The sequence below is a fragment of the Mycoplasma sp. 21DD0573 genome (assembly GCF_034863425.1).
In the GTDB taxonomy this organism is placed as follows: Bacteria; Bacillota_I; Bacilli_A; order Mycoplasmatales; family Metamycoplasmataceae; genus Mycoplasmopsis.
The window spans coordinates 1-23,495 of record NZ_JAYFEZ010000004.1 but is presented as its reverse complement, the minus strand read 5'-3'; the positions used below and the strand labels follow the sequence as shown (position 1 = coordinate 23,495).

20 protein-coding genes and 1 tRNA gene are annotated in these 23,495 nt (G+C 29.1%); 6 read left to right on the top strand and 15 right to left on the bottom strand.

All coding sequences use genetic code 4. From position 1 onward, the window contains the following. Positions 1 to 95: 95 nt before the first annotated feature. The 12 genes from VBM86_RS00735 to VBM86_RS00680 all read right to left on the bottom strand — a co-directional run bounded on the left by VBM86_RS00735 (position 96) and on the right by VBM86_RS00680 (position 16,608). On the bottom strand, positions 96 to 1,898 hold the full coding sequence (locus VBM86_RS00735) for a hypothetical protein (RefSeq protein ID WP_323189533.1): 1,803 nt from the start codon (positions 1,896 to 1,898) through the stop codon (positions 96 to 98). 175 nt (positions 1,899 to 2,073) lie between these two features. After that, positions 2,074 to 4,116 (bottom strand): hypothetical protein, encoded by a 2,043-nt coding sequence (locus VBM86_RS00730; protein ID WP_323189532.1) that lies wholly within the window; start codon positions 4,114 to 4,116, stop codon positions 2,074 to 2,076. 6 nt (positions 4,117 to 4,122) lie between these two features. Then, positions 4,123 to 4,395 carry a hypothetical protein gene (locus tag VBM86_RS00725; RefSeq protein WP_257088842.1) on the bottom strand — a complete coding sequence of 91 codons (273 nt, stop codon included), beginning with the start codon at positions 4,393 to 4,395 and terminating at the stop codon, positions 4,123 to 4,125. A gap of 3 nt (positions 4,396 to 4,398) precedes the next feature. Next, positions 4,399 to 5,421 carry a carbohydrate ABC transporter permease gene (locus VBM86_RS00720; protein ID WP_257088844.1) on the bottom strand — a complete coding sequence of 341 codons (1,023 nt, stop codon included), beginning with the start codon at positions 5,419 to 5,421 and terminating at the stop codon, positions 4,399 to 4,401. After that, a complete protein-coding gene (locus tag VBM86_RS00715) occupies positions 5,345 to 6,412 on the bottom strand; it encodes a carbohydrate ABC transporter permease (RefSeq protein WP_257088846.1) in 1,068 nt (355 codons plus the stop codon). Before VBM86_RS00715 ends, VBM86_RS00720 begins: the two co-directional genes overlap by 77 nt. After that, complete coding sequence (locus tag VBM86_RS00710; protein WP_323189049.1) at positions 6,396 to 8,474, bottom strand: ATP-binding cassette domain-containing protein; 2,079 nt, start codon at positions 8,472 to 8,474, stop codon at positions 6,396 to 6,398. The genes VBM86_RS00715 and VBM86_RS00710 overlap by 17 nt, the downstream gene beginning before the upstream one ends. Before the next feature lie 70 nt (positions 8,475 to 8,544). Then, positions 8,545 to 9,960: a thermonuclease family protein gene (locus VBM86_RS00705; RefSeq protein WP_323189531.1), complete on the bottom strand. Its 1,416-nt coding sequence runs from the start codon at positions 9,958 to 9,960 to the stop codon at positions 8,545 to 8,547. Between the two features lie 87 nt (positions 9,961 to 10,047). Then, on the bottom strand, positions 10,048 to 12,453 hold the full coding sequence (locus tag VBM86_RS00700; RefSeq protein WP_323189530.1) for a P68 family surface lipoprotein: 2,406 nt from the start codon (positions 12,451 to 12,453) through the stop codon (positions 10,048 to 10,050). Positions 12,454 to 12,764: 311 nt separating this feature from the next. Next, positions 12,765 to 13,442: a TrkA family potassium uptake protein gene (locus VBM86_RS00695; RefSeq protein ID WP_323189046.1), complete on the bottom strand. Its 678-nt coding sequence runs from the start codon at positions 13,440 to 13,442 to the stop codon at positions 12,765 to 12,767. Positions 13,443 to 13,456: 14 nt separating this feature from the next. Then, entirely contained in the window at positions 13,457 to 15,028 is a 1,572-nt protein-coding gene (locus VBM86_RS00690) for a potassium transporter TrkG (protein WP_323189548.1), read from the bottom strand. Positions 15,029 to 15,235: 207 nt separating this feature from the next. Next, a complete protein-coding gene (locus VBM86_RS00685) occupies positions 15,236 to 15,481 on the bottom strand; it encodes a YneF family protein (RefSeq protein ID WP_323177362.1) in 246 nt (81 codons plus the stop codon). A 47-nt stretch (positions 15,482 to 15,528) separates the two neighbouring features. Then, positions 15,529 to 16,608 (bottom strand): M42 family peptidase, encoded by a 1,080-nt coding sequence (locus VBM86_RS00680; RefSeq protein ID WP_323189529.1) that lies wholly within the window; start codon positions 16,606 to 16,608, stop codon positions 15,529 to 15,531. Between the two features lie 104 nt (positions 16,609 to 16,712). Between VBM86_RS00680 and VBM86_RS00675 the strand changes: the two genes are divergently transcribed. Further along, positions 16,713 to 16,797, top strand: a tRNA-Leu gene (locus VBM86_RS00675). An 88-nt stretch (positions 16,798 to 16,885) separates the two neighbouring features. On the opposite strand, the gene VBM86_RS00670 is transcribed toward VBM86_RS00675, so the two are convergent. Both VBM86_RS00670 and VBM86_RS00665 read right to left on the bottom strand, forming a co-directional pair. Then, positions 16,886 to 17,149 carry an HPr family phosphocarrier protein gene (locus tag VBM86_RS00670; protein ID WP_257088861.1) on the bottom strand — a complete coding sequence of 88 codons (264 nt, stop codon included), beginning with the start codon at positions 17,147 to 17,149 and terminating at the stop codon, positions 16,886 to 16,888. A gap of 106 nt (positions 17,150 to 17,255) precedes the next feature. Further along, a complete protein-coding gene (locus VBM86_RS00665; protein WP_323189528.1) occupies positions 17,256 to 18,773 on the bottom strand; it encodes a phospholipase D-like domain-containing protein in 1,518 nt (505 codons plus the stop codon). Between the two features lie 236 nt (positions 18,774 to 19,009). On the opposite strand from VBM86_RS00665, the gene VBM86_RS00660 reads away from it, so the two are divergent. Together VBM86_RS00660 and rpsT are read left to right on the top strand one after the other, a co-directional pair. Beyond that, entirely contained in the window at positions 19,010 to 20,695 is a 1,686-nt protein-coding gene (locus tag VBM86_RS00660) for a hypothetical protein (RefSeq protein ID WP_323189527.1), read from the top strand. Between the two features lie 55 nt (positions 20,696 to 20,750). Continuing rightward, on the top strand, positions 20,751 to 21,011 hold the full coding sequence (gene rpsT / locus VBM86_RS00655) for a 30S ribosomal protein S20 (protein WP_257088867.1): 261 nt from the start codon (positions 20,751 to 20,753) through the stop codon (positions 21,009 to 21,011). 87 nt (positions 21,012 to 21,098) lie between these two features. Here the strand turns inward: rpsT and VBM86_RS00650 are convergent, their stop codons facing one another. Then, positions 21,099 to 21,968, bottom strand: coding sequence for a Cof-type HAD-IIB family hydrolase (locus VBM86_RS00650; protein ID WP_323189526.1), 870 nt, complete (start codon positions 21,966 to 21,968; stop codon positions 21,099 to 21,101). A 66-nt stretch (positions 21,969 to 22,034) separates the two neighbouring features. Here VBM86_RS00650 and VBM86_RS00645 point away from each other — a divergent pair, with 66 nt between their 5' ends. From VBM86_RS00645 to VBM86_RS00635, 3 genes are read left to right on the top strand one after another with little or no spacing between them, the layout of a single operon-like run. Continuing rightward, complete coding sequence (locus VBM86_RS00645) at positions 22,035 to 22,517, top strand: hypothetical protein (protein WP_323189525.1); 483 nt, start codon at positions 22,035 to 22,037, stop codon at positions 22,515 to 22,517. Continuing rightward, a complete protein-coding gene (locus VBM86_RS00640) occupies positions 22,517 to 23,023 on the top strand; it encodes a hypothetical protein (protein ID WP_323189524.1) in 507 nt (168 codons plus the stop codon). The genes VBM86_RS00645 and VBM86_RS00640 overlap by 1 nt, the downstream gene beginning before the upstream one ends. Then, entirely contained in the window at positions 23,004 to 23,417 is a 414-nt protein-coding gene (locus VBM86_RS00635) for a hypothetical protein (protein WP_323189523.1), read from the top strand. Before VBM86_RS00640 ends, VBM86_RS00635 begins: the two co-directional genes overlap by 20 nt. The last annotated feature ends 78 nt before the right edge of the window (positions 23,418 to 23,495 follow it).

The following is a 23,495-nucleotide window of genomic DNA, read 5'->3' as shown; positions in this document are numbered from 1 at the left end:
TTAGTTTATTGATATTTATTTTAATAATTTTACATTATTAAAATTAAAATAAAAATAACTAGATTAATCTAGCTATTTTCAAATTTATATAATCATTATATTAATGGAATTTCTGCTTTGAATGAATCTCCAATTTTGTTGTTTTTAAAACTTGTAGGATCAAAGATATTTGCATCATAGATAATTACAACTTGTTCTTTTTGTGAGTCATATTTAGCTCATTTACTATCTTGAGGATATACTGCCTCTTCTCTGTCTTGAACAATCATTTTTCAATTTGAACCATCTTTATTCAATTCATCTAATATAGCTTGAACTTTATCTGCCCTGTCGTAGTTAATTTCAGTTAAACCAACTATGTCAAATCCTAATGCTTTAATAATTTTTGAGATTGCTATATATTTGAAATCTCTGTCACTTAGGAATGTTTCATAATCACCAGATGTTCCATAGTTTAACACATTTCAGTGAGCTATACGAAGTGCATTAGCATCTTTTCTATGTAAATCTATAGAATGGTTTGAATGTGGTAAAGTAACATTATTTTTAACTTTAACATCAGTTCACACAGGAGCATGATCTGATAATCTAGCTCTAATTGGTTCTTTAGGTTTATTACTTGTGTAGTAATTTAAGTTCATATCTTCAGGTGCAAGCACATTGTTTCTAAATGAACTTCAAATATCAAATTTAAATGCTAATTCAGGTGTATTAACTTGTGTCAATGTTCCTAAATGTTGTTTATTCTTGTTCTTAAAGAACATTTTATCATATGGTTGTGAATATACACCATTTGTTCTACCTAATGAAGTGTAGTGAGTCTTATTGTCACCTTCGCCTAAATTAGTAATTGTAAATTTATAGCTTTCTGGATAAAGATTTTGAATACTGAAGAAATCAGCACTAATGTTTGTATCACCACCAAAAATAACAAAACTATTATCTTGTGAAATTGATTCAAAATGTCTTGCTACATTTGGTAATCCTAAAAATTCAGAGACTTCTTGAGCACCTGCTGATTTTGGTTTACCATTTGCTGTTTTAATATTGAAGTAGTCTGTATTTATTGATTTTTCATCTTTAGCATTTTTAGCAACACCTGGAGAGTCTAAGTGAGCGAAAATTGTTGTGAAGTATGTATTGTCATTTTTGAGTTTAAATTGTGCTCCAAAAGGTGGTCTAACATATACTGTTCTTTTTTCGCTATTAATAATGTATCCTTCAGGCTCTTCTGGGTTAACAGGTTCTGGTTGGGTTTCAGAATCTGGTTGAGGGTTAGGGTTCTCATTTCCTGTATCAGGATTGCTTGGTTGTGGACTTGTTGGTTCTACAGGAGGATTTTGAGTACCTGGGTTATTTGGTAGAGTAGTTGGTTGTTCTGGAGTTGTATTTGTTTCTTCTCCAAATGAGAAGACTTGTTCTCCTCCTTTGTTGTGTAGTTTATCTCAGAAACGAAGAGTAACCTTTTTATCCTTTTTGTTAAATCTACATCTAATTTTTTTTGTTCTTAATCTTTTATTGTTAGCATCAGTTTCATTTTTATATAAATCATGCTTTGTTCTGTCGAATCTGAAGACAAATTCTTTAACAGTTCCTTTTTTAACAAAAACATTACCATCATTATCTAATGTTAAATCAAATTCAACTTCTTTTGCGTTGTTTTGGTCTAATGATTCTACATAGTTTGTTAATGTTTCTTTTGTATTATCTAATGAAACTGAAACACTGAGAGGTTGAACCGATAATGATGATGTAGGTTGTTCTGGATTAGATGGGTTTTGTCCATTAGCTGGAGTTGCTGGTTTATCTGCTTCTGTTGAATTACATGAAACAGCAACAGTGGCAACTGTTGGTATTGAAATAAGTGAAGTTAAAAGTAATTTAAATTTAGTTTGCATATCGTGCCTCCTTAACTTAATTTAATATGAACTTTACATATTTTTAATTGTAATAAATTTACGAAATTTGTTAAGGTTAAATTCAAATTTAATTAATTTTTTTCACATTTTGTGAAAATTAAAAAAGCAAAACCTTTTTAAGATTTTGCCTTTGTTTTTCAACTTTTTTGAATTCTTATTTAATATTTGCATATGGAAGATACTCAGCTGATACTGTGTATCCTGTTGGTAATGAAGTTTGAATTTGACTATTAATGTATTCAACTGATAAGTTTGAAATATCTTTTCTTGAACCAATACTGTTAACTAATTTCTTAGTTGCATTTTCCCCTTCACCTTCAGTTACATATTCATTGCTTGTGTAATAGAATTCTGTGTAAAGTTTAAATACATCTAAGAAGTATCATTCACCTGTTTTTCTATTTTGGAATTCTAATCAGTAACTATTTTCGAGTTCTGGTGAATTTCCACGAATTACTTGGATGTTTGTGATACCTAATGTAAATCCAATTTTTGCAAATAATTCTGCAAATGATTGAACGTTTGTACCAACTTTAGCTTTTCCTTGTAATAACTTTTTGAATGATTGTTCATAACCTTCTTGTAAAGTTACATCTATTGTTGATTGTAAGTTTGTTGCTCTTCTAGGTAACTTGTATTGATGAGTCATAATTGCATCAATTTCTTTATCAATAGCTTTAGTTTCTTCATTTTCGACACCATTATTTGCTTTTAATAAAGCAATTTTTTGAAGCTCAATTTCTTTTAATCTTGCAATATCCATCATCATTTGGTCATAAATTGGTTGACAGTGATCAAGATACTTTTGGTATGCTTCTCTATCTTTGGCTTTAGTTGTTGATGCTTCTAATTTCATTCTAGCATTTTGGTATTGCCCTTGTAATGATGTGAAGTATCCGTATGCTGTAAGAGGTTCTGTACCAAATCAAGCTAAATATTTGTGTGTTTGGAAGAATTTAAGTGGGTCAGCACTAAATTCAGATGCCTCTTCAGGGGTAAGAGCTGTTTGATTGAACTCTGTAATATTATGAGATGTTATCTTATTAATGTTATCAATTGAAATTTGTTTAAAGATTTTGAAATCATCTGATGGTTCATTTGTATCTGGGTTTAATCCATCAATGAAGTATAAAGGTGAAAACCCTCCTCCGACTCCCATTAATGATTGAGTCATAATATTTCCATCTTTATCTCTTTTAATTGTGAATGATTGTGATTTTTGTATTAATAAGTTAACAATATTAGAAACCATATCACGTTCTTTAGAAATTGTTGAATCATAATCAAAGTTTAATAATGAACCTTGAATTGTTTTAAAGAATGATTGGAAAAGTGATGAAGAAATACCTGAATTAGTTTTGTTAACTACTGAGAAATTGATTGTGTAACTTCTATCAGCTGCATTTTGTTTAAGAATTCTGTTATTTGAATCTCTTGTTTCATCTTCAATAATAGCATCCATAAATGGAGAATTTTTAAAGTAAATTTTAAGAGCTTCTTTAACATCTTCTAATGAAATGAATTTAGCAGGATCTTCGTTGAAGAAAACAACTTTCATTAATGAATCAATTTTTGAAATGATTGCAATTTGTTTTTCTGAGTAACCAGCAGTTTCTAACTCTTTAGCAGCTAATTTTTGAATTGCAACTTTTTCGAAATCTTCAACTTTTTCAGTAGGGTGTTTTGTATTTGTATCTTTTGAAGCGTAATAGTCATTAAGTAATGTTGCAACGCTACCAACTAATGTACGTGCCTTATCTTTTGCATCATTATTTGCATCTTTTAATGTTTCTGAAAATACTTTTTCATCTACTGAAATTGATTTGTGGTTTTCGCTAATTGTATATAACTTATCAGCAACAATTTTTACATCATCGTTTTTAATATCGAATGAATTTTTGAATAAGAAATCTCAGTATGTGAATGTATAAGTCATAACATTACTGTTATCAAGTTCTTTAAAGAATTGAATTAAACCAGGTTTTTGTTCTCATTCTTTAAATTTAGCTATAACATCAGCATCTTTACTTCTCTCTTGTGTTCTTTTTATAAATGAGTTATTGACATCATAGTTTTTAGCAAATTTTACAGTAACATCATCTTCATATAAACATGAAACTGCTGTAAGTGGCATTGTTATAACTGCAGCTGTTCCTAGTAAAAATGGGAAAGCTTTTTTAGAGAATAATTTTTTCATAAATAACTATCCTAGCATTTCAGAATATCTTCAAGATTTAATTCCAGCATATGTTATGACTGAACCCATCAAGAATAATAAGCATGAAAATGCTAAACCTCCTATTGAATAAGCTTTTGTGTATTGATATGATTGTAAAATTTTAGCATCTAAGGTAGTTTTTTTAATATCAAGTAATGATTGAACATTATTAATTAAAATTGATAAACCAATAATTGCAACTAATGCAACCACTGTTAATATTGCTCAAATAACAACTTTTGTTCTGACGTTTTTCATATACTATCCTTTAATTGTTGAACCTTGTCTACTGATTGATGCCATAATACGTTTTCTAAAGATTAAGAAGAATAAGAACACAGGAATAATTGAAAGAAGTGATGCAGCTAATTTAACGTTTTGCATTGTGTTTGCTCCTGATTCTGGATCACTTGGATCGAATCCGGCTTTGAATAATCACACTGACATAACTTGTAAGTCTTGACCACCAATTGTAGAAATAAGTGCTGGTCATAAGTATGAGTTTCATGAAGCAAGAGATGTAAGAATAACGATTGTTAATGTTGTTGGCATAACCATTGGGAATGCAACTTTGAATAAGTATTTCATTCCTCCAGCACCATCAACAAGTGAAACTTCTTTAATTCTTCCAGGGATTGCTTCGAAAGCATTTTTATACATAACTGTATTGAAAATACTTGCTGTGAATGGGAATGCAACTGCTAATAAGAATGTAAAGTAAGTTTTGTAAAGTTTTGTTTTAAGAACAATTAAGTATTGTCCTGATAATAAGGCAACTTCTGGTAATACAAGTAAGGCAAGGGCAATAAATCACACAAGTCCTTTTCCACGTCAGTTTCTTAGTGAGAATGCATATCCCATTAAGAATGTAACAAAGACCTTAAGCACAACTGAAATAATAACGTTGAGCGTTGTGAATACAAAGGCCTTGCCATAACCTGTTGAGAATGCTCTCTTATAAGTGTTAGCTACAACTTCAGATCATGAAGCAATAACAAGGTGCCCTTCTATGTATGTTTTTCCTTCTGCAAATGAAGGTAAGAATTTAAATTGTTGTTTTAATGATTGAGATTCACCATCGTTCATTAATGAAATTGAGATCATGTAGAAGAATGGGAATAGGATAATAACTCCAAATAATGCAAGTAAGAATAATTTTAATGCTGATGAGGTAAGAACTTTTGAAAATGAAGTCTCTTTAACTTGACTAGCTGACTTCTCTTGATTTTTGCGCAATTTCTTTTGCATCATGCGCTTGTGTATTCATAACTTTAACTCAAACATTTCTTTCTCCTAAGTTATTTAATGTTAACTGCATCAAGAAGAATCCTCCACGGATCATTGATGAGAATATTACCCCGATCACGAATAGCGAGATACTTGCTGCTCCTGCTAAACGTCTGTCCCCTGTAGATGTAGCATAGTACACGAACATCATAAGAGATGAACCCCCGTTGTTTAAAGCGTTATTTGGTTTGTTTTCAAATAATGCTAATGGGAATACTTTAAGACCACCAATAATTCCTAATGTAATTAAGAAGTTAATTGTACTTTTAATTGATGGTAATGTAATTGCGAAAAATTGTTTAACTTCACCTGTTCCATCGATTGATGCTGAACGGTATAAGTTTTTATCAACACCCAACATAGCTGTTGTGAAGATTAAGATATTGAAAGCAAGACCACTTCAAATACCATTAATAATCATAGCTACAAGAGCGTTGAATGTGTAAGGATCACCTGTTGTTAATCATGGAATATTTTTTCCGATTAATTGGTTAACAAGTCCATATGTACTGAATAATTGAATGAATGCTAAAGAAACAGCAACAGCATTTGTAACATAAGGCATGAAGAATACTGTTTGTCAAAATCCTCTAGCTCATTTTCTGTAAAGCTTAGCAATAACTGATGATACTACTAAGGCAATCATCATAACAAATGGAAGAACAAATAAACCATAGATAAATGAGTTTCTAACCCCAACAGCAAAGTATTGGTTTGTGAAAACACTTGCATAGTTTTGTCCTGTTAATGATCCTGTTTCTGTTGTTAATGATTCATAAACGTTAATGAATAAAGGTGTAATTGTGAATAATGATAACAATATAACACCTGGCAATAAGAATAACATCGGAATTCAGAACGGTGTTTTCTTATCTAATATTGTGTGTGATAAAGTAGATTTTCTTTTTGCTTGTTTTTTTATAGATCAATTAAACAAGAAAGGAAAATTTTCTTGTATAAAACTATGAAACTTATTTCTTGATATCATATTCTATTCTCTCTTCAGATAAAGCGTCGAAAATGTGTAATTTCTTCAATGGTACATCGAAGTAAATTTCATCATTTTTAGCAAATGAGTAGTTGTTGTCTAATAAGAAGTTAATTCTTCCTACTCCTTCAACTAAAACAACTAATTTACTTTCTTTTCCGAAGTTTTCTACCACTACTACTTTACCTTTGAACATAGAACCTTGTTCTTTTGATTTAATAATGAAATCTTCTGAACGAACACCAATGTTTAATGTGATGTTGTCTTTATTGTCGTGAAGTTTGATTTCTGGAAGTTTTACGTCAGCCATTGTAACTACACCATCTTTAACTTCTGATTTGAATAATCCCATTTCTGGCATACCAAGGAATCTTGCAACGAATTGGTTTCTTGGTTTTGAGTAAAGTTCCATTGGTGTACCCATTTGTTGAACTCTAGCAGTTGACATACATACGATAATGTCTGAAATAGACATAGCTTCCTCTTGGTCGTGTGTAACGAAAACTGTTGTAATACCTAATGATTGTTGGATTTCTCTAATTCATTGACGAGTTGAGATACGTAATTTAGCATCTAAGTTTGAAAGTGGCTCGTCCATTAAAAGAATTTGAGGTTTTTTAACAATAGCACGTGCAATAGAAACACGTTGTTGTTGACCTCCTGATAAACGAGTAGGTTTCTTTTGTAAGATGTGAACAATTTCTACACGTTTAGCAACTTCCATAACTTCGTTGTGAATAGCTTTTTTAAGACTGATAACTTTCTTAGATAATTCTCTAATTTGTTCTCTGTCTTCATCTGATAATAAAGCAAAACCAATAGTTTTTCTTTCTCTTTTCATTGCTTCTTTAACAGAATATTTGTCTTCAAGTTCTTCAACAATACTGTAGAAGTGTTCTTCAGCTACTTTTGGTAATCTCTTTTCATCAGAAACTAATCCTAAGTATTCTTCATCTTCTTTAATTGTTTTGTTATATTCTGCTTTAGCGTCTAAGTATGCAGCTTTTTTTTCAGCTTTTTCTACTTGATATCTAGCAATGATTTCTTTTTGTTTTAATAAGAATTTGTAACGAGTTAATAATTTAATAGCTTTTTGTTCTAATTTAATAATTGCTATTCTGTCTTTTAAGACTAATTCACTTAAATCAAGTTGAACTAACTCAGCTGTGAAATCTTGTAAACTATTAATTCTTTCTTGATACTCTTCTTCTGATTTTGGTTTTGAGAATTTAAGAATGCTCTTGTCATATGAAGCTAAGAATTCTGATTGTTTTAATTCATTTTCATTAATTAACCCATTAGCTTTATCATGAGCGAACTTGTATTTAATGTCTTGGATTTTTGTCGCTGAATCTTGTTTTGTTTTTTTGTTAGTTTTAATAACATTCTTTGTTAATACTGAAATTTCTGCATTTTCGTGAACTACTGAAACTGAATAATCAGTATGTGCTTTTTCAAGTTTGTTACTGATTCTTGAGTATGCTTCACTAACTTGACGTGAAATTTCAGTTTTAACTAATTTATAGTTTTTGAATGCTTTATTTAAGTGTTCAATTTCTGCTTCAGAAGCTCCTAATTTTCTTAAGTAAATAGAACGAATTCCATTTTTAGCTTCTTCTTTTTCTAAATAGAATTTTCTTTGTCATTCTGAGTCATTTCTTAATGGGAATGCAATATTGTGGTAAACACTCATGTGTGGGTATAAAGCATAGTTTTGGAAAACGAACCCGATTTTTCTGTTTTGAGGTGTGAAGTCAGTAACATCTTTACCTCTGAAAAGAATTTTTCCTGATGTAACTGTTAATAAACCTGCAATAGCATTAAGAGTTGTTGTTTTACCTGAACCAGATGGACCAAGTAATGTAACTAATTTTCCTTCTGGAATTCTAAAACTAACATTATCAACAGCTAATGTTTCACCGAAGTCAATGTTTAAGTTTTTTAATTCAATAGCAGGAATAGAATCAACATCAGTTGCTTCTAATTCTGAAACATATTGATTAATTTTACGAATATCTGCTTCGTGAGCTGATGAAAATGTTGTATTTTCTTTTTGTTTCATTTTATCCTTTCTTAATAAGAAAATTTAAAAACTAAAATTGCTTAAATCAATATTGTTAATTTTATTAATTCTAAGCCTCATTATTTTTTTGTAAGATTTTGTAAAGTTCCTCAAATGCTTGTCATTTACTATTTCTTTTTGCTATATAAACATATTTTTCAATTTGTTCTGCCTGTTCAAAGTAGTGGAAAAATCCTAATCTGTTTTCACGAGCATGGTTAAATGCTAATGCAATTTCTGGATAAATGCTGTTTACGTAGTTTGGAGAAGTTTTTGGTTCATTGTAATTTGCTTTTCAGTTAGCAAATGAGTCATACGGTAATGTTAATCCTTCTCTTGTAATCTCTGCGTTATATGAATATCCAAAATCCTCACCAAAGAATATATCTGCAGTTAATCTACCATATGAGTCAGAACCAGATGTGAATCCGATTTTAACTTCCTTTTTAACATTATAGAATTCTGAATTTGGATCATCATTAAATAGGATTTGTTTTCCAAATTTTGATGATAATAATGCAAATCCATATTCGAATGGACAAGATAAAGTACTTGATACAGCTTTTTCTGGTGTATCAATTCCTGAATATCTAATTGTGTATTTTGATCCTTTTGTTATAGAAGTGTTAATCATTTTCTTGTCTTCTAATGCTACAACAGTTGCTGTATCACCATCTGATACGCTAATAACTTTAGCTCTAAATGAGTTACTATCAATGAGTTTGTTGTTTCAATCAATAGATAATTTTTTCATTTTTGAATAAGATGGTTGTACTTGGAAATCAGACAATTTAGGCGTAATTGTAGAAGAAACGTTTAAACCGCTAGCTTGTGCTACAGTGCTAAATTTAGGCACTTTTCATAATTGACCATCTAATTTAATTGAAACTTCGAAATTAAAGTTAATTAATACAGGAATAGATGCCATATTTTGTAATAAAGTTTCTCTATTTGGTAAATCTTGTTTGAAATAATCACTTTTTGTATTTAATCCCATTGAATATGGATTTTTTTTATCTATTTTTACAATAACTTCATATTTTTTGCCTGCATTTATATCATTAATAAAGTATGTATATTCTTTATTAATGAATGACTCTTCATATGATACAGCTGAATTAGAAGGAATTAAATATTGTGATTGTGCAACTATTTCAGGGTTAATGCTGAAACCAGAAGTCATCTCATTATTAAGATCAGCACCAATAACGTCTTTAATAGCATCAACAGCTTTAGCGAATTCAACTCTTGAATCAATAGATTCAAATGCTGGAACAACTTGTGCTGTTTTAGTAAATTTATTTTTTTCAAATTTTAAAGCAGTTCGAACAGGACCACCCACTTCTACATCCACTATGTTAGTACCCTCTCGAACTTTAACAACAGTAGCTTTATTGTCGTAACCACATGAAACACTCATTGCAATTGGTGTTAATGATAATACTGAACCTAATACTAAAGGTATTAATTTATTTTTTAGCTTCATGTTTCTCCTTAATTTAAAAGCAAAAATATAGTTTTAACATAATTAAAACTATATTTTCATTTGTTTTTTAATGTATGAGAATTTTTGTTATTTAACTGTAGCGTTTCTAATAAAGTCCTCAAATGTTGGTTTTGCATGTGAAGAATCTGCTTTGTTTGAATCGATTCCTGCTTGTAATGAGTCTCATGCTCCTTGAACTCCACTTCTGAATGAATCAGCAAAAATTGCCCCTGGTTCTTCAAATGTTACATATGGAACTTCATCTGCATCTGTTGACTTAGCAACGTTTGAGAATAATTCGAATGCTGTTTTTAAGTATGGGTTAAGTTTTCCTTTTGTAGGGAAATCTGTATTCTTTTCAAATCCTTTGTAAGGAAGAATGTATCCCATAGCACTTTGGAACATGTCACGTGGTGTTAAGTTTTCAGCAATAACTTCTTCTTTTCCATCGTTACCTTGAATTGTAAATCTTTCATATGTAGTTTCTGATGTCATTAATCAGTTTACAAATAATTTTGTTGCAAGATCACCTGCTTCTGTTGTATGAACACCGATCATTGATGGTCCTTGTACATAAACAACATTATATGGATCTTCAGAAGTTCATCTAAGTGGAACTGGTTGAGAAATTAATTCCTCTTTACCTAATAATTCAAGAGCTGAAGTTACTTTAATTGTGTATCCCATTGCAGTTAATTTAGCAACAAGAGCTTGGTCAGTGTTTTTAAGTGATTTGTTATCAACTGAATCTAAAAGTAAAATACCATAGTATCTTGTGTCATTTTTCTTTTTCAATTCAGCAACTGGAACGTTTTGTGCTTTAGCTTTTTCGATAATTTTGTCGCTACCATCTTTGTTAATTATGATTAATGATGCTTTTGGTAATGCATCATCTGTTAATGCACTAGTGAATGTTGTTTCTTCAGCCGCATTAACAAATTGAAGTTCATAATTAGCACTTTTACCATCAGGGAATGTTGCTTCTGATGCGCTGTGAATTGCATTTTTGTATTTTCCGAATGCTAATTTTCCAGATTCTAATTTTGATAATAAAACTAATCCAGGAGTGCTCTTGTTTTCAGAAAGTTTTAATGAGCTTCCTTTTTCATCGATTTTTAATGACGCACCTTTGTTAAGGCTGTTAATTAAATTTGATGATTCACCTGAAACATAGTTGTGTGAATATCCAGCAGTTGAACCGATTGAAAATGCCATGTAGTGTTTTGTTTGGTCATTTGATGAATATTGACCACCAGGATAGATTTTTAATCCTCCTGTTTCAATAGCAGCTTTTGTTTTGTTAAAGATTTCTTGTGTTTTTACATAAGCTGATGTACTTTGTTTTTTAAGAACATCATAGTTGATAGATAATTTTCCACCATTTCTTGATACTGATTCAATCATTGCTGCTGAAGCTTGTTTAAGGGCATCTTCTTGAGTTAATTTTGTTCCAGCTAATTTAGCTGCATCAACTTGTTCTTTAAGTAAAGCACTATATAAAGCTTGGTTATATAAAGCTGTATAGTCGTCTACCCCAAATACGTGTATTGTTGAATTTGTTGCAGCTGAGTTTACAAATAATTTTTGTGCCATAGCTGCAAAATCAAGTAATTCAGCATATGAGTTAAAGATTGCTTTACTTAATTTCTTAACATTACCACCTGTTCCTTTGTATTCGTTAACAATTGTTTCAACGTTTGCAACAGGTTCTCCTCAGATTTTCTTAACACCTGCACGGTCTCCTTGACCTTTTGCTTTAATGTTGTTGTATTCTTCTTGAAAATCTTCTGCAACTTCCATACCTTTTTCTACTAAAGTATCAAGAATGTATGAAAGAACCGGTGCGTTAATTGAGAAAATTGTTGTTGATTTAAACGCAGGTAAAATTCATGTTGATGGTAAATCAATATTTTCTGTTTGGAAGTTAGAAGTAATGAATTTTTCTGAGAATTGTGATAAATCTGTACTTGCTGATTTTAAGTTATCATTAAAGCTTAAAAGCATTTTTGCTTTTGCTAACTCTGAAGCAACTGTACTATAGTTTAAGATAAGGTTCATAAAGTCTGAGGTTTGTTTTGATGAAAGACCTTTTGTAACAATGTCTTTACCAGCTGAGTATCCTGAACCTAAACGTTTTAGTCCTACTGGTAATGAACCTTTAAGTTTTGGTGCAACTTCTGTATTGTATTTTTCAACTAAAGCTGCTAAAGCTTTTTGTTGAACACCACCATCTGAGAATGTGTGACCAATAAGAATTTTGTCACCAACTGTAATTGTGTAAGGTTCAATTGATGACATGTTAGGTGTTTCATTGTTTAAAATTCTGTCACCTAATGTTGAACCATTAATTTCTGATCCATTTTTTTCTTCTTGAGTAAATGTTTCACCAGATGCGCTTACACTGCCTTCCTTACCACAAGAGATTGAAATAACTGGAGCTGTAAGAGCTAATAAAGCTGCTCCGTTAATTAATAATTTTTTGAATTTTGTCATTTTATCTCCTATATTGAAATAAAAATTTGAATAAATTTAAATTGTTTTGTTTAGATATTTTTGTTATGAGATTCTATTAGAAATCAATATACACAAATATTTTTTATGAATATGAATGTGGAAATTTCTAATTTCTAAAATTGAAAAAAAGTCAATTTAATTTCTGTATATTAGATTTCGTATTTATTATAAATAAATAAATAAATTTATTTATAAATATTTTCAAAAATTACTTATTTTTTTCACATTTTGTGAAAAATTAAGAAAAAAATAATTCCACATGTGGATAACTTACATGTGGAATTGAAATTTTAGTCTACTTTATTAAATCATTCAAGCGCAGTTGTTACATCACCTATCTCACCGATGATTGTAATATTGTCATCTTTATGTAATGTAACATCTCCTGTTGCGCGTTTAAAAACTTTATCAGCTGATTGAATTAAAACAATAGTGATACTCTTTTCATTTAAACCAATTTCCTTAACTTGTTTGTTAAATAAGTTTTGGTTCTTAATTTTTGTTGAACCAACAACAAAGTTTCCTCCAATTTCTTGAAGTGTTTCACTATATCGAATAAAGTTTTTGTTAGCTGCAATTAATGCTGTTCTTGTGCCTGATTCAAACTCAGGACGAATAATCACGTTAACACCAATTTGCTTTAAAACTCTTGCATGACGTTTTGTTGATGCTCTTGCAATAATGTTTTTTACTTTAAGTTCTAAAAGTGCAGCAACAATTTCAATGTTGTCTGATACAGCAACAACAACGGTTTCCATTTGGTCAATACCAATAGCTTGAAGTGTTCTTGTATCAGCTGCATCACCAATGATAATTTTGTCAACTTCATCTGCATAAAGTTTCGCATTTTCATCATCTTTATCTAAAATAACAACGTCTTTTTTAAGTTTAATTAATTGATCGATAACAGCTTGACCGAATCTTCCTGTTCCGATAACTACTATTTCATTTTCATATTTGAGTTTCATATTTTCTCCAATCATTAACCAATGATAATGTCAGCTTCAACATATTCATAGGTACGACTAAAATCTTTTTTACGTTTTCAAACATTAAGTGTTGAACTAATTCCAAATTGCCCAATGAACATAACAATAATTAATGTTAATTTTGAAACTATATTTAAGTTTTTTGTAATTCCTGATGATAAACCAGTTGTTCCAAAGGCACTTGCTACTTCGAAAATTACATTTTCCATTGAGAATCCTTCATTAGGATCTTGCAAGAATGCGTTTTCGATTTTTCCACCATAATCTTGGAATGAACTGAATAGAATCATTGAAGCAATAAGAATAATAATTGTTGCAATTGTTAATATTTTTGCAGACATATTAACAGTGTCTTGGTTGATAGCTCTCTTGAACACTCTAACTCTTGGTCTACCAAATAAAATTCTATATAGACCTAAAATTATAAGAGCTAAAGTTGTGGTTCTTATACCTCCACCGGTTGATGCAGGAGCTGAACCGATTATCATCATAAAGATAAACACAAAGGTTGAACCGTGTGTAAAATGTTTCATATTTACAGTAGCAAATCCAGCACTTCTTGTTGAAAGAGATGTGAAGAATACTGCAAAGAATTTATCAAATGTATTTCCGTATAATTGACCTTTTTCAATGTATTGCTTAAGATTTGAGAATTTTTCTAATTCTAAATCTTGGACATTTGCACCTTTTGAGAATCATTCAATGTAAGCTTTGTGAGTTTCATTACCAACACCCACAGGTAAGTGATATTGATTTCACAATGAATATGGATTTGAAGATGAAAGTTCAAATCCTAAGGAAATTCCAAATCCAATTAGAAATACAATTACATAAGTTGTAAGTGAAACTTTGGTGAATATTGAAAATTTAAATTGTGTATCTTTTCTTCTAAGTTTGCGTTTGATATAAGACACAATGTCGTGAAGAGCTGGATAACCTAATCCACCAATAATAAGTAAGATGATAAAGCAAATTTGTAAGAAGTAATTTTGATAATACGGCATAAGTGAAGAGCTTGACATAATATCAAAACCAGCATTATTGATTGCTGATATAGTATGGAAAATTCCATATTTTAAAGAAAGAACAAAATTACCTTGAGGATTTTTGAATGAACCATCAGTTAAAATTTGTTTCATTCCCTCTGTATGTTTTGGTGTTGCAAAATAGAAATAAAATGTAAGAATAACACTGAATAAACAAATACAAATAAAAATAAATTTAACTGATGAAATAATTAATTTTGTAGTCTGTGTTACATCTGATACACCCCGTTCAGTTTGCATAATTTTAATTTCAGCAAGGGTGGATGTTTTTTTACCAAATAAGTAGTTAATAGCAAAAAACTTAAGTGCGAAAATACCAATTCCACCAGCTAAAATCAAGATAGCAATAATTGCTTGACCTAAATCATTTCACTGACTAAATGTATCAACAGTCACTAGACCGGTATCACTAAATGCACTAGCTGTTGTGAAAAATGCATCAATGTATTTAACACGTGCAGCTTCAGGATTTTGTGCTATTGGTGAGAACAAAATCAAACTGGAAACTAGAATAATCAATAAGTAAATAAATAATAAATACTTAAGTTTTGATATGTTGTTTTTTCAATATCAAAACTTTCTAATTAATTTTGCTAATCTCGAGTTCTGAATCCTTAACTTGATACTATAAGAAGTCTTACTCAAAATTCCTCCAAACTTACATTATTAAATGTAATTTAATTATATTAAATTAAAAAAATTCATTATTAAAATGAATTTATTAAATTATTTTTTATTTTTTTCAGCATTCATTGATTTCATAATTTGACGAATTTGTGTTTCTGATGCTGTTCTACCCATTTGTTTAAACATTACTCTAATCATTTTTTCATTGATAGGTGGGTTTTCTCTAAGTTGTTTTTCAAACATTCTTTTAGCAATAAAGAATGTTACTAAAGCAGCTGCAATAACTACAAATATTACAACAGCAATAATCATCCCAACAAATGCTCCAGTTTGCATTTCAACCATAATTATTCTCCTTAAAATAAATTTTGTAATGAGTTTTAATAATTAAATTAAATATATTTTATTTTATCATAGTTTGTCTTATTAAAATCTTTTAAAAAGTTAGCCAATAAATCTTTAGCAGCTATTAAATCAGAAATTGAGCAAACACCAATAGGGCTATGTAAATATCTTTGTGGAAGTGAAATTGTTAAAGTTGCAGCTCCACCTTTTGCAAATTGAAGCTCATGAGCATCTGTGCCTCCACCCATTGCAACAAATTTGTAAGCTGGAATTTTATATTTAGCAGCAACCTCTTCAAAGAATTGAACTAATTTTGTATCCATTAAAGTTCCACCATCTTTAATTCTAAGAGCAGCACCTTTAAATAATTCTGTTGTTCCAGGAATTACATCTGGTGTATCGTGTGAAGAAGTTGTATCAAGTGCTATTGCAACATCTGGATTAACAAGTGCAACTGAACTTCTTGCTCCTCTTGTTCCAACTTCTTCTTGAACTGTTCCTACTAAATATAAATCAACATCTAGATCTAAATCAGCAACTTCGTTTGCAATAAATTCTAAAACAGTTACACCTGCTCTATTGTCCATTGCTTTTCCACCAATTAAATCAGGATTATCAAATAAAATAGTTTCTCCACTCATTTTAACTCTATCACCAATTGTTACTCCTGCTGCTATTGCTTCTTGTTCATTCTTAAATCCAAAATCAGCATAAAGTTCATTATTAGTTATAGCTTTTGAAACTTTAGAATTTTCCATAATGTGAATACTTGTGTGTCCAAATACACCTAAATATTCTTTGTTTGCTGTGATTAATTTAGCTTTTGTTCCAATAACTGTTGAAGCTCAAATTCCACCAATTGGACTTAATAATAATTGTCCTGATTTTTCAATTCTTCTTACAATGTAACCTACTTCATCCATATGTGCTGCAATCATAACTTTTGGAGCAGATGGATTTTTAGATGGTTTGTGAAAAATGATTGAACCTAATTTATCTCTTGAAATTAAGTAAACTGATGAAATATTTTTTCTTAATTCATCTGCTACAGGTTCTTCGTATCTTGACATAGCTTCGATTTCTAAGTATTTAATTAATTGATTTTTAAATTTTTCTTTGTTGTTCATAAACACCTTCTGATTTGTAAAAATAGCTTTAAATTAAAGTTAATTTAAATTATATAAATCTTTATAAATTTTTTTAATTTTGTTTTATAATATTTTTACTAATTGCGTGAGTGGTGAAATTGGCAGACACGCTAGATTAAGGCTCTAGTGGGGCGACCCATGCAGGTTCAAGTCCTGTCTCGCGCACCATATGACACTAAAAAGTGTCTTTTTTTATTTTCTTTTGTACAAAAGGCAAAAAGAAAAATCGCCATTATTGCAGCGATTTTCAGAACAATTAAATTAAACCATGATTTTTTAAAGCAGCTTCAATAGCTTTTACTGCTGCTTCTTCATCTTCTCCGAGCACTTTAACTGTAATTTCAGCTCCGTGTTTAATTCCTAAAGCCATAATGTTCATAATTGATTTTAAATTAGCTTCACGTCCATTGTAAATTAGTTTAGAATCTGATTTGAATTTTGTAGCTGTTGAAACAATTAAAGTTGCTGGTCTAGCATGTAAACCAATTGGATCAATAATTTTAGCTGTGAATTCTTTCATGTTTTCTCCTTTGTTCCTTTGCAATTGATTTCAATAAAATGCTATTTCAAAATTTAACAAAAATAAAATTAAAAAAAGTAGTTTATCTAACCAAAATATACTCTTATTATATCAATGGTTTAGTTATATCAAAAACAAATTTCTTAAATAGATTACTTTTTTTCTTATTTTTACAGTTTTTTTTCATATTTTCAGATTTTTTATCATATTCATCAAAAATCTGAATTAGTTTTTGGACTGATTTTCCTTCAAAAACATCCATTGTTTCATATTGTGAAAACATACTTCTACTGTCTCAGTTAGTTGTTCCAACTCAAGCAATTTTGTCATCAACTATCCCTGCTTTAGTGTGTAAAAAATGGTCATCATAAATTTTTACCTCTAAACCATATGGAATTAATTCTTCAAGTTGAGATAAACTGATTTTATAAACCAACTTCTTATCTGGTAACCCTGGGAAGTAAATTGTGATTTTCACATTATTTCTCAATGCTAAAATCAATTGTTTTTTAAGTGCATTAGTAACTGAAAAATATGGTGTACAAATACGAATTGACTTTTTAGCAGTTGCAATTAATTTTAGTCATAAAAATTCTGATTCTGAATAGTCAAAATTAGGTGATTCTAAAATTAAAAACGAATTATTTTCATATTCTTGATCACTAGTATCAATAAATAATGAACTTCTAATTTCAATATTTTTATTAGTTATTATTTTTCAAAACTTAATAAAATGAATTATATATGTATTTATATATGGACCTGTAATCTTATAGTTAAGATCAATTCAGTGTCCATATTTTTTGGACATTGATGAATATTCATCTGAAATGTTGTTTCCACCTGAGAAAACCATCTTGTTATCTATAATAATAAACTTCTCATGGTTTCTTGAGAAACTACTTGCATTAATAAATGGATAATAAATTTTTCCGATATAGGCAAACTCAATGTTTGGATGTTTAGATAATTTAGATAACTTTCTTTTTTGTGATGGCATAGCTCCAAAATCGTCAACAAGTCATTTAATTTTCACACCTTCATTAGCTTTTTTAAGTAGTAAACTTAAGAAGTGTTCTGAGATTTCTGATTTTTTAATTATGTATGTAATAATGTAGATTGTTTTTTTTGCATCATTGATCCCGTTAAATAAGTGATCATAGAATCTATATCCTTCTTCATAGAATTCAATGTTCGCAGGTAGGATAACATTATTATTAAGATTTGTAAGCTCTGTTAAATTATTACTTTTATAACTTAATTGATTTTGATTTTTCATAAACAATGGAACATATTGTTTTAAACAGTACATCGGATTTTTATTAACCTTAATTTCATTTTTATTTTTTCAATGGAAACCGTAAACGATAAAAATAACATGTCCGATTATTGGTAATAACATCGTTAAATAAATTCAAGAAAATTTCGACTCATGTTGCTTCTTTTGACTGTAAATAACAAAGACAAAAGTCACATTAATTACATAGAACAAGAAGATGAAAAAATATGAAACTTCTTTGTAAATATTAAGCACTAAAAACGATACAAAAACAACAGTTAATGTAACAATAAAAAATGCAATGATAAATGAAATTAATCACTTTAAGTTATTTTTAGTAAGCATGATTTAATTTTATATCATTTTATTCTTTTTGTCCTAAAAAATAGCACTTAAAAAATATTTTAATCACAAAAATAAATTTGGTTTTGGTATAAAATAAACATTATTTTAAATAATTAAAATTAAGACAAAAAGGATTTATGAAACAGCAGAATTTACTTAGAAAACTCAAAGCTTGATCAGCAATTATTATAATTGCTTTAATCTCAATTTTTACCTTTACTTTAGCCGGTGTAAAAATGAGTAACAGATTTAAACCATCCTTCTTTAATTACAAGTCTTATATCTCAGATGAGAATAGGAATAAAATTCAAGAAAACTTCTCTTACAAAACATTTGATGAAATTAACGAATTCACAGTTGCCCTTGTAAATTCAAAAGCAATTGCTGGAATTGGAAGTGATTTCCAAGCAGTTAATTTAATCAAAAAAGACCTATTAGCACCAATTGATTTTAAAAAGTTGCTAAATTTATCAGAAGAGCCTGATAAGGAGTTGCTTAAAAACATCTTGCAAACTATTTACACACCTATTGTGTTTGAACATTTAGCAAGTTATGATGAAGATCTAAAAACAGATCAATCAGGTAAAAAATATGAGGAACCAAGACACTTATGAGAATACTTTGTTCCATACTTTATGCAAGATGCAGTAGTTGCATTTAACACAAAGAAACAAAAACAAACTAACGGTGTACAACCAATCACAAAAGAATTATTAGATAAAAATAAAACAGAATTACAAGCTAACGGAACAAACCTTGAAGAGTTCGGTTCACTTAGTTTATATAACCAATTAAATACATTGTTTAATAATGGATATTCTAATTTAACTATTACAGATGCTGTTAGAGCTAATATGTTATATGGTTCATTTTACGACTTTAAACCTACCGGTGTAGTCTTAAACACAAATAACGATGTTACTAAAGATAACTACACAAAGTTTATTGATAACTTCTATTCACTTGTTCAAAAAGGTACTGGAAAAAATCCAAATGATAGCAAGTACATCACATATGATGGTGATGGTCAAGGTATCTTGAATAAATTAATTAATCCACAGTATCCAGAAGCTGACTCAGCTGTTATGTATAATGGTGATGCACTGGATGCTTACTTCTCAGATAACAACTATGAAGAAGTTGAAAACGGAACAGTACAATCATTTAAAATTGCACAAAACATCTTACTTATAGATGGATTAGTAGTTGCTAAAAACACATCACAAGGAACTCTTGATCAACTTTACGAAACATTAAATTCATCAATTTATTCAAATATGGGTGAGTTATATAGATTCACAAAACAATTTAAAAATGATATTCAGGAAGGTCTAAATAATTATTCACTTAAAATGTATGATGAATATATTGATTTAGTGTTCAGAGACTACTATACAGATTTAAATAAATATAATGATTTCAAGAGTCAACTGCACGAGCTTTATAAAGCTACATTAATAGATATCAATACACTTAGTTCATATAAAGCAAAAGTTCAAGAATTATTTAGTATTCAAGAAACTAAAAATGTTTTTGTAAGGTTAATTCAAGATTTAAATAATGAAGATCCTGAAAATGCAATCGATATCAATGATGAAGATGAATTTAAGAAAAAGATTGAGTTTATAGTAAATCACATCGATTTTTCCAATAGTAAATTTGTTGAAATAATGAATGAAAAATACTTACAACTTAATAACTTCGACTTTGTTAACTATACTCCTCCAACAAGATTTGAATATGAGTTAGTTAAAAGAAATTACTTCATTACAGATGACAATGAAGTAGATAATAGTGCATTATACATTTATCAAATTGAAAACGATCCAAACGAAAAAGTCACACACACTAAGATAAATGGTGTAGATGACAACTTATCTTCAAAAATCGGAATTGCATATAACCAAAAATTCAAAAGCTAAAAATATAGTATAATAGAAAAGATTTTTCACTTATATTTAGAAAAAGGGAGGATTTATGGCTAACATTAAATCTAAAGTTAAAAGTATAGCTAAGATGGAAAAAGCTCGTGTTAAAAACGCAGCTATGAAATCAAGAGTTAAAACAGCTATACGTAAAGCTAGAGAAGCTGTTTTAGCTAAAGATGCAAAAGCTGCTGAATTAGTTGCATTTGCTCACAAAACAATTGCTAAAGCTGTTTCTAAAGGTGTTTTCCACCCAAACAAAGGTGCTAGAAAACGTTCACGTTTAGATGAATTTGTAAACAAAAACAAATAGTTTAAATATCATAAAAAAACGGACTAATGTCCGCTTTTTTATTTCTGTTTTTCACTTTTACAATAGTGTGCAAGTTATAAAAGTTTTTTAATACATAATTTTCTTATTTGTTTTTGCAATATTTCCCATTTGAGAAACAGCTCTTTTAAGTTCATAATCTCCACGATATAAATAATCAACAATAGCTTCAGCTAATCCATCTTGAAGCACATCTGATGTGTAATATTTTGCAAATGATTTTGTATATTGGTCAGAATTATCCATTGCATATGAATATCCTGATAATTTAAACATTGGAATGTCATTTGGACTATCTCCAATTGTCATAACATCAGCTAAATCAGCATTGAAAATGTTTTCACACAATCATTTCATTCCTGAACCCTTATTTACACCAGGATTAGACATTTCGATATATAAATAATCAACATTAACTAAGTCTAATTTAATATCTGATTGATTATATAAATCAACAAATTTTTTTAATTGTTCTTTTGTCCCATAAGCTTCAATTCTGTGTAAGTCAGCAGGAATAGTTCCATCTGTAATTCACTTATCATATTCATTAAATGATGTTAAAAACTCATAGATATCATCGTGAACATTGTATAAGTAGAATTGATCAACACCTGCATAATACAATGTGACATCAGCTTTGAGTGCTAAATCTCAAACCTTTTTAGCTTCATTAGGATCAATTATTTCAATGTGCAATGGTTTTTCTTCTTGCATATCATAAATAATTGCACCACTTGAACAAGATAAATATCTTGAATTAAGTTCTCTAGCTAAACGTTTGATTTTTTCTAAAACAGGATTACCTGTGTTGATTACAAATGGAATATTTTTAGATGATAAATCTAAAACTTGTTCTTTTACTTTTTCTGATAATTTTTTATGTGGAAATCCGTAAATTGTTCCATCCACATCACTAAAAACTGCAAATGATTTATTCATGGGAATATTATAAATTAAACTATCAAAATATAGCTAAAAATAATATTTTCAATTAAAATATATTTCATGAAAGATATTATTAAATATTTAAACAAAAGACTTAAGCATGATAAGAAGAAACTGCTTACTTACAAGATTATCGATATCAGTTTTTCTATCATAATTGCACTGCTTAATATTTCATCAATTATCATAGCTGCAATTGCACTTTCAATCATTGTGTCACATGGAAAAATAAATGGAAATCTTGAATTGCAAAGAAACTCATCATACATTTCAGTTATCTTACTTTGTGTGTTTATGATTATTCTATTCTTCTTAAACATTGGAATAGCTATTTATCGCAGCAATACTAAGATGTCAACTTATAAGAAAGTTTATGAAAGCTTGGAATATCTTGAAATTAAGTATGCTAATGGTTTAATTTCAGAAGAAAACTTAATTAAGTTCATTGACTATATGTACACTGAAGCTAAATCATTCAAGAAATTAGTAATCTTAGAAGTTATTCAGGATGAAATTACCTCACCATCAGGAGGTAAGAAATAATGAAAAAGAAAAACATTACATTGAATGCTTATTTCAAGCTTTATAGAGAAACAAAACTTAAGCTTATTGTGTATTCAGTTCTATATTATTTACTAAATGCATCAATAATCTTGTTTACACTTTTAAACGGTGTGATAGCAATTTTATTCCTTGCAGGAGCATCTTCTTATTATCCTGACGGTGTAACTAATCCGTACACAAGTTTTTTAAACTCAAATAGTAACTACATTATCTTGTTAACAATTGTTAATGCAATAATCACTTTTACTTCAGGTATATTATCATTCTTTGTTATTAATAAAAAAGCAATCTTTTACCAATCTAAAATTAAAGCAATTCAACTTGAGCACCTTTTATACAAATCTAAATTACACATATATAAGGATTTAAATAATAAAGAAGCAAACTTTACATTATTTAAAAGAACAATGAGCATATTAGAAATAGACAGATATAAATCAAGCGACATTGAAAAAGAGGTTAATAATGTACAAAAACAAAACTAAAGAACAAAAGAAAAATAAATTACAAATAAACAGCATTAATGATATTGATAAGGTCAAAAATAGAGTTTATTTTAAGTACATTACAAGTAAAACTTTATTTACATTATTAAACGTTATTTCTATTTTCTTATCTGCTTCAATTATTGTTCTAAACTTATATTCAATTAGATTTAATATCTTGCCTGATAAAACAATGGACTTGTTTGTTGCGATTGCTTTATTCTCTGTTATCATAACAATGCTTGTATCAATTCAAAGCTTCTTGGCTATAACAAACAAGACAAATGAATATAAAGATAAGATTTCAAGAAATGTTGAATTCTTAAAAGAGTTTAAAGAACAAACTCAAATAACTGATGATGATACCGAAGTTATTAAGCAAATTATTGAATAAAATGGATGAATGAAACTGAATTATAAACTAGGACAAGAAAAGTAGACAGAAAATAAAAAACTGTCTACTTTTTGTTTA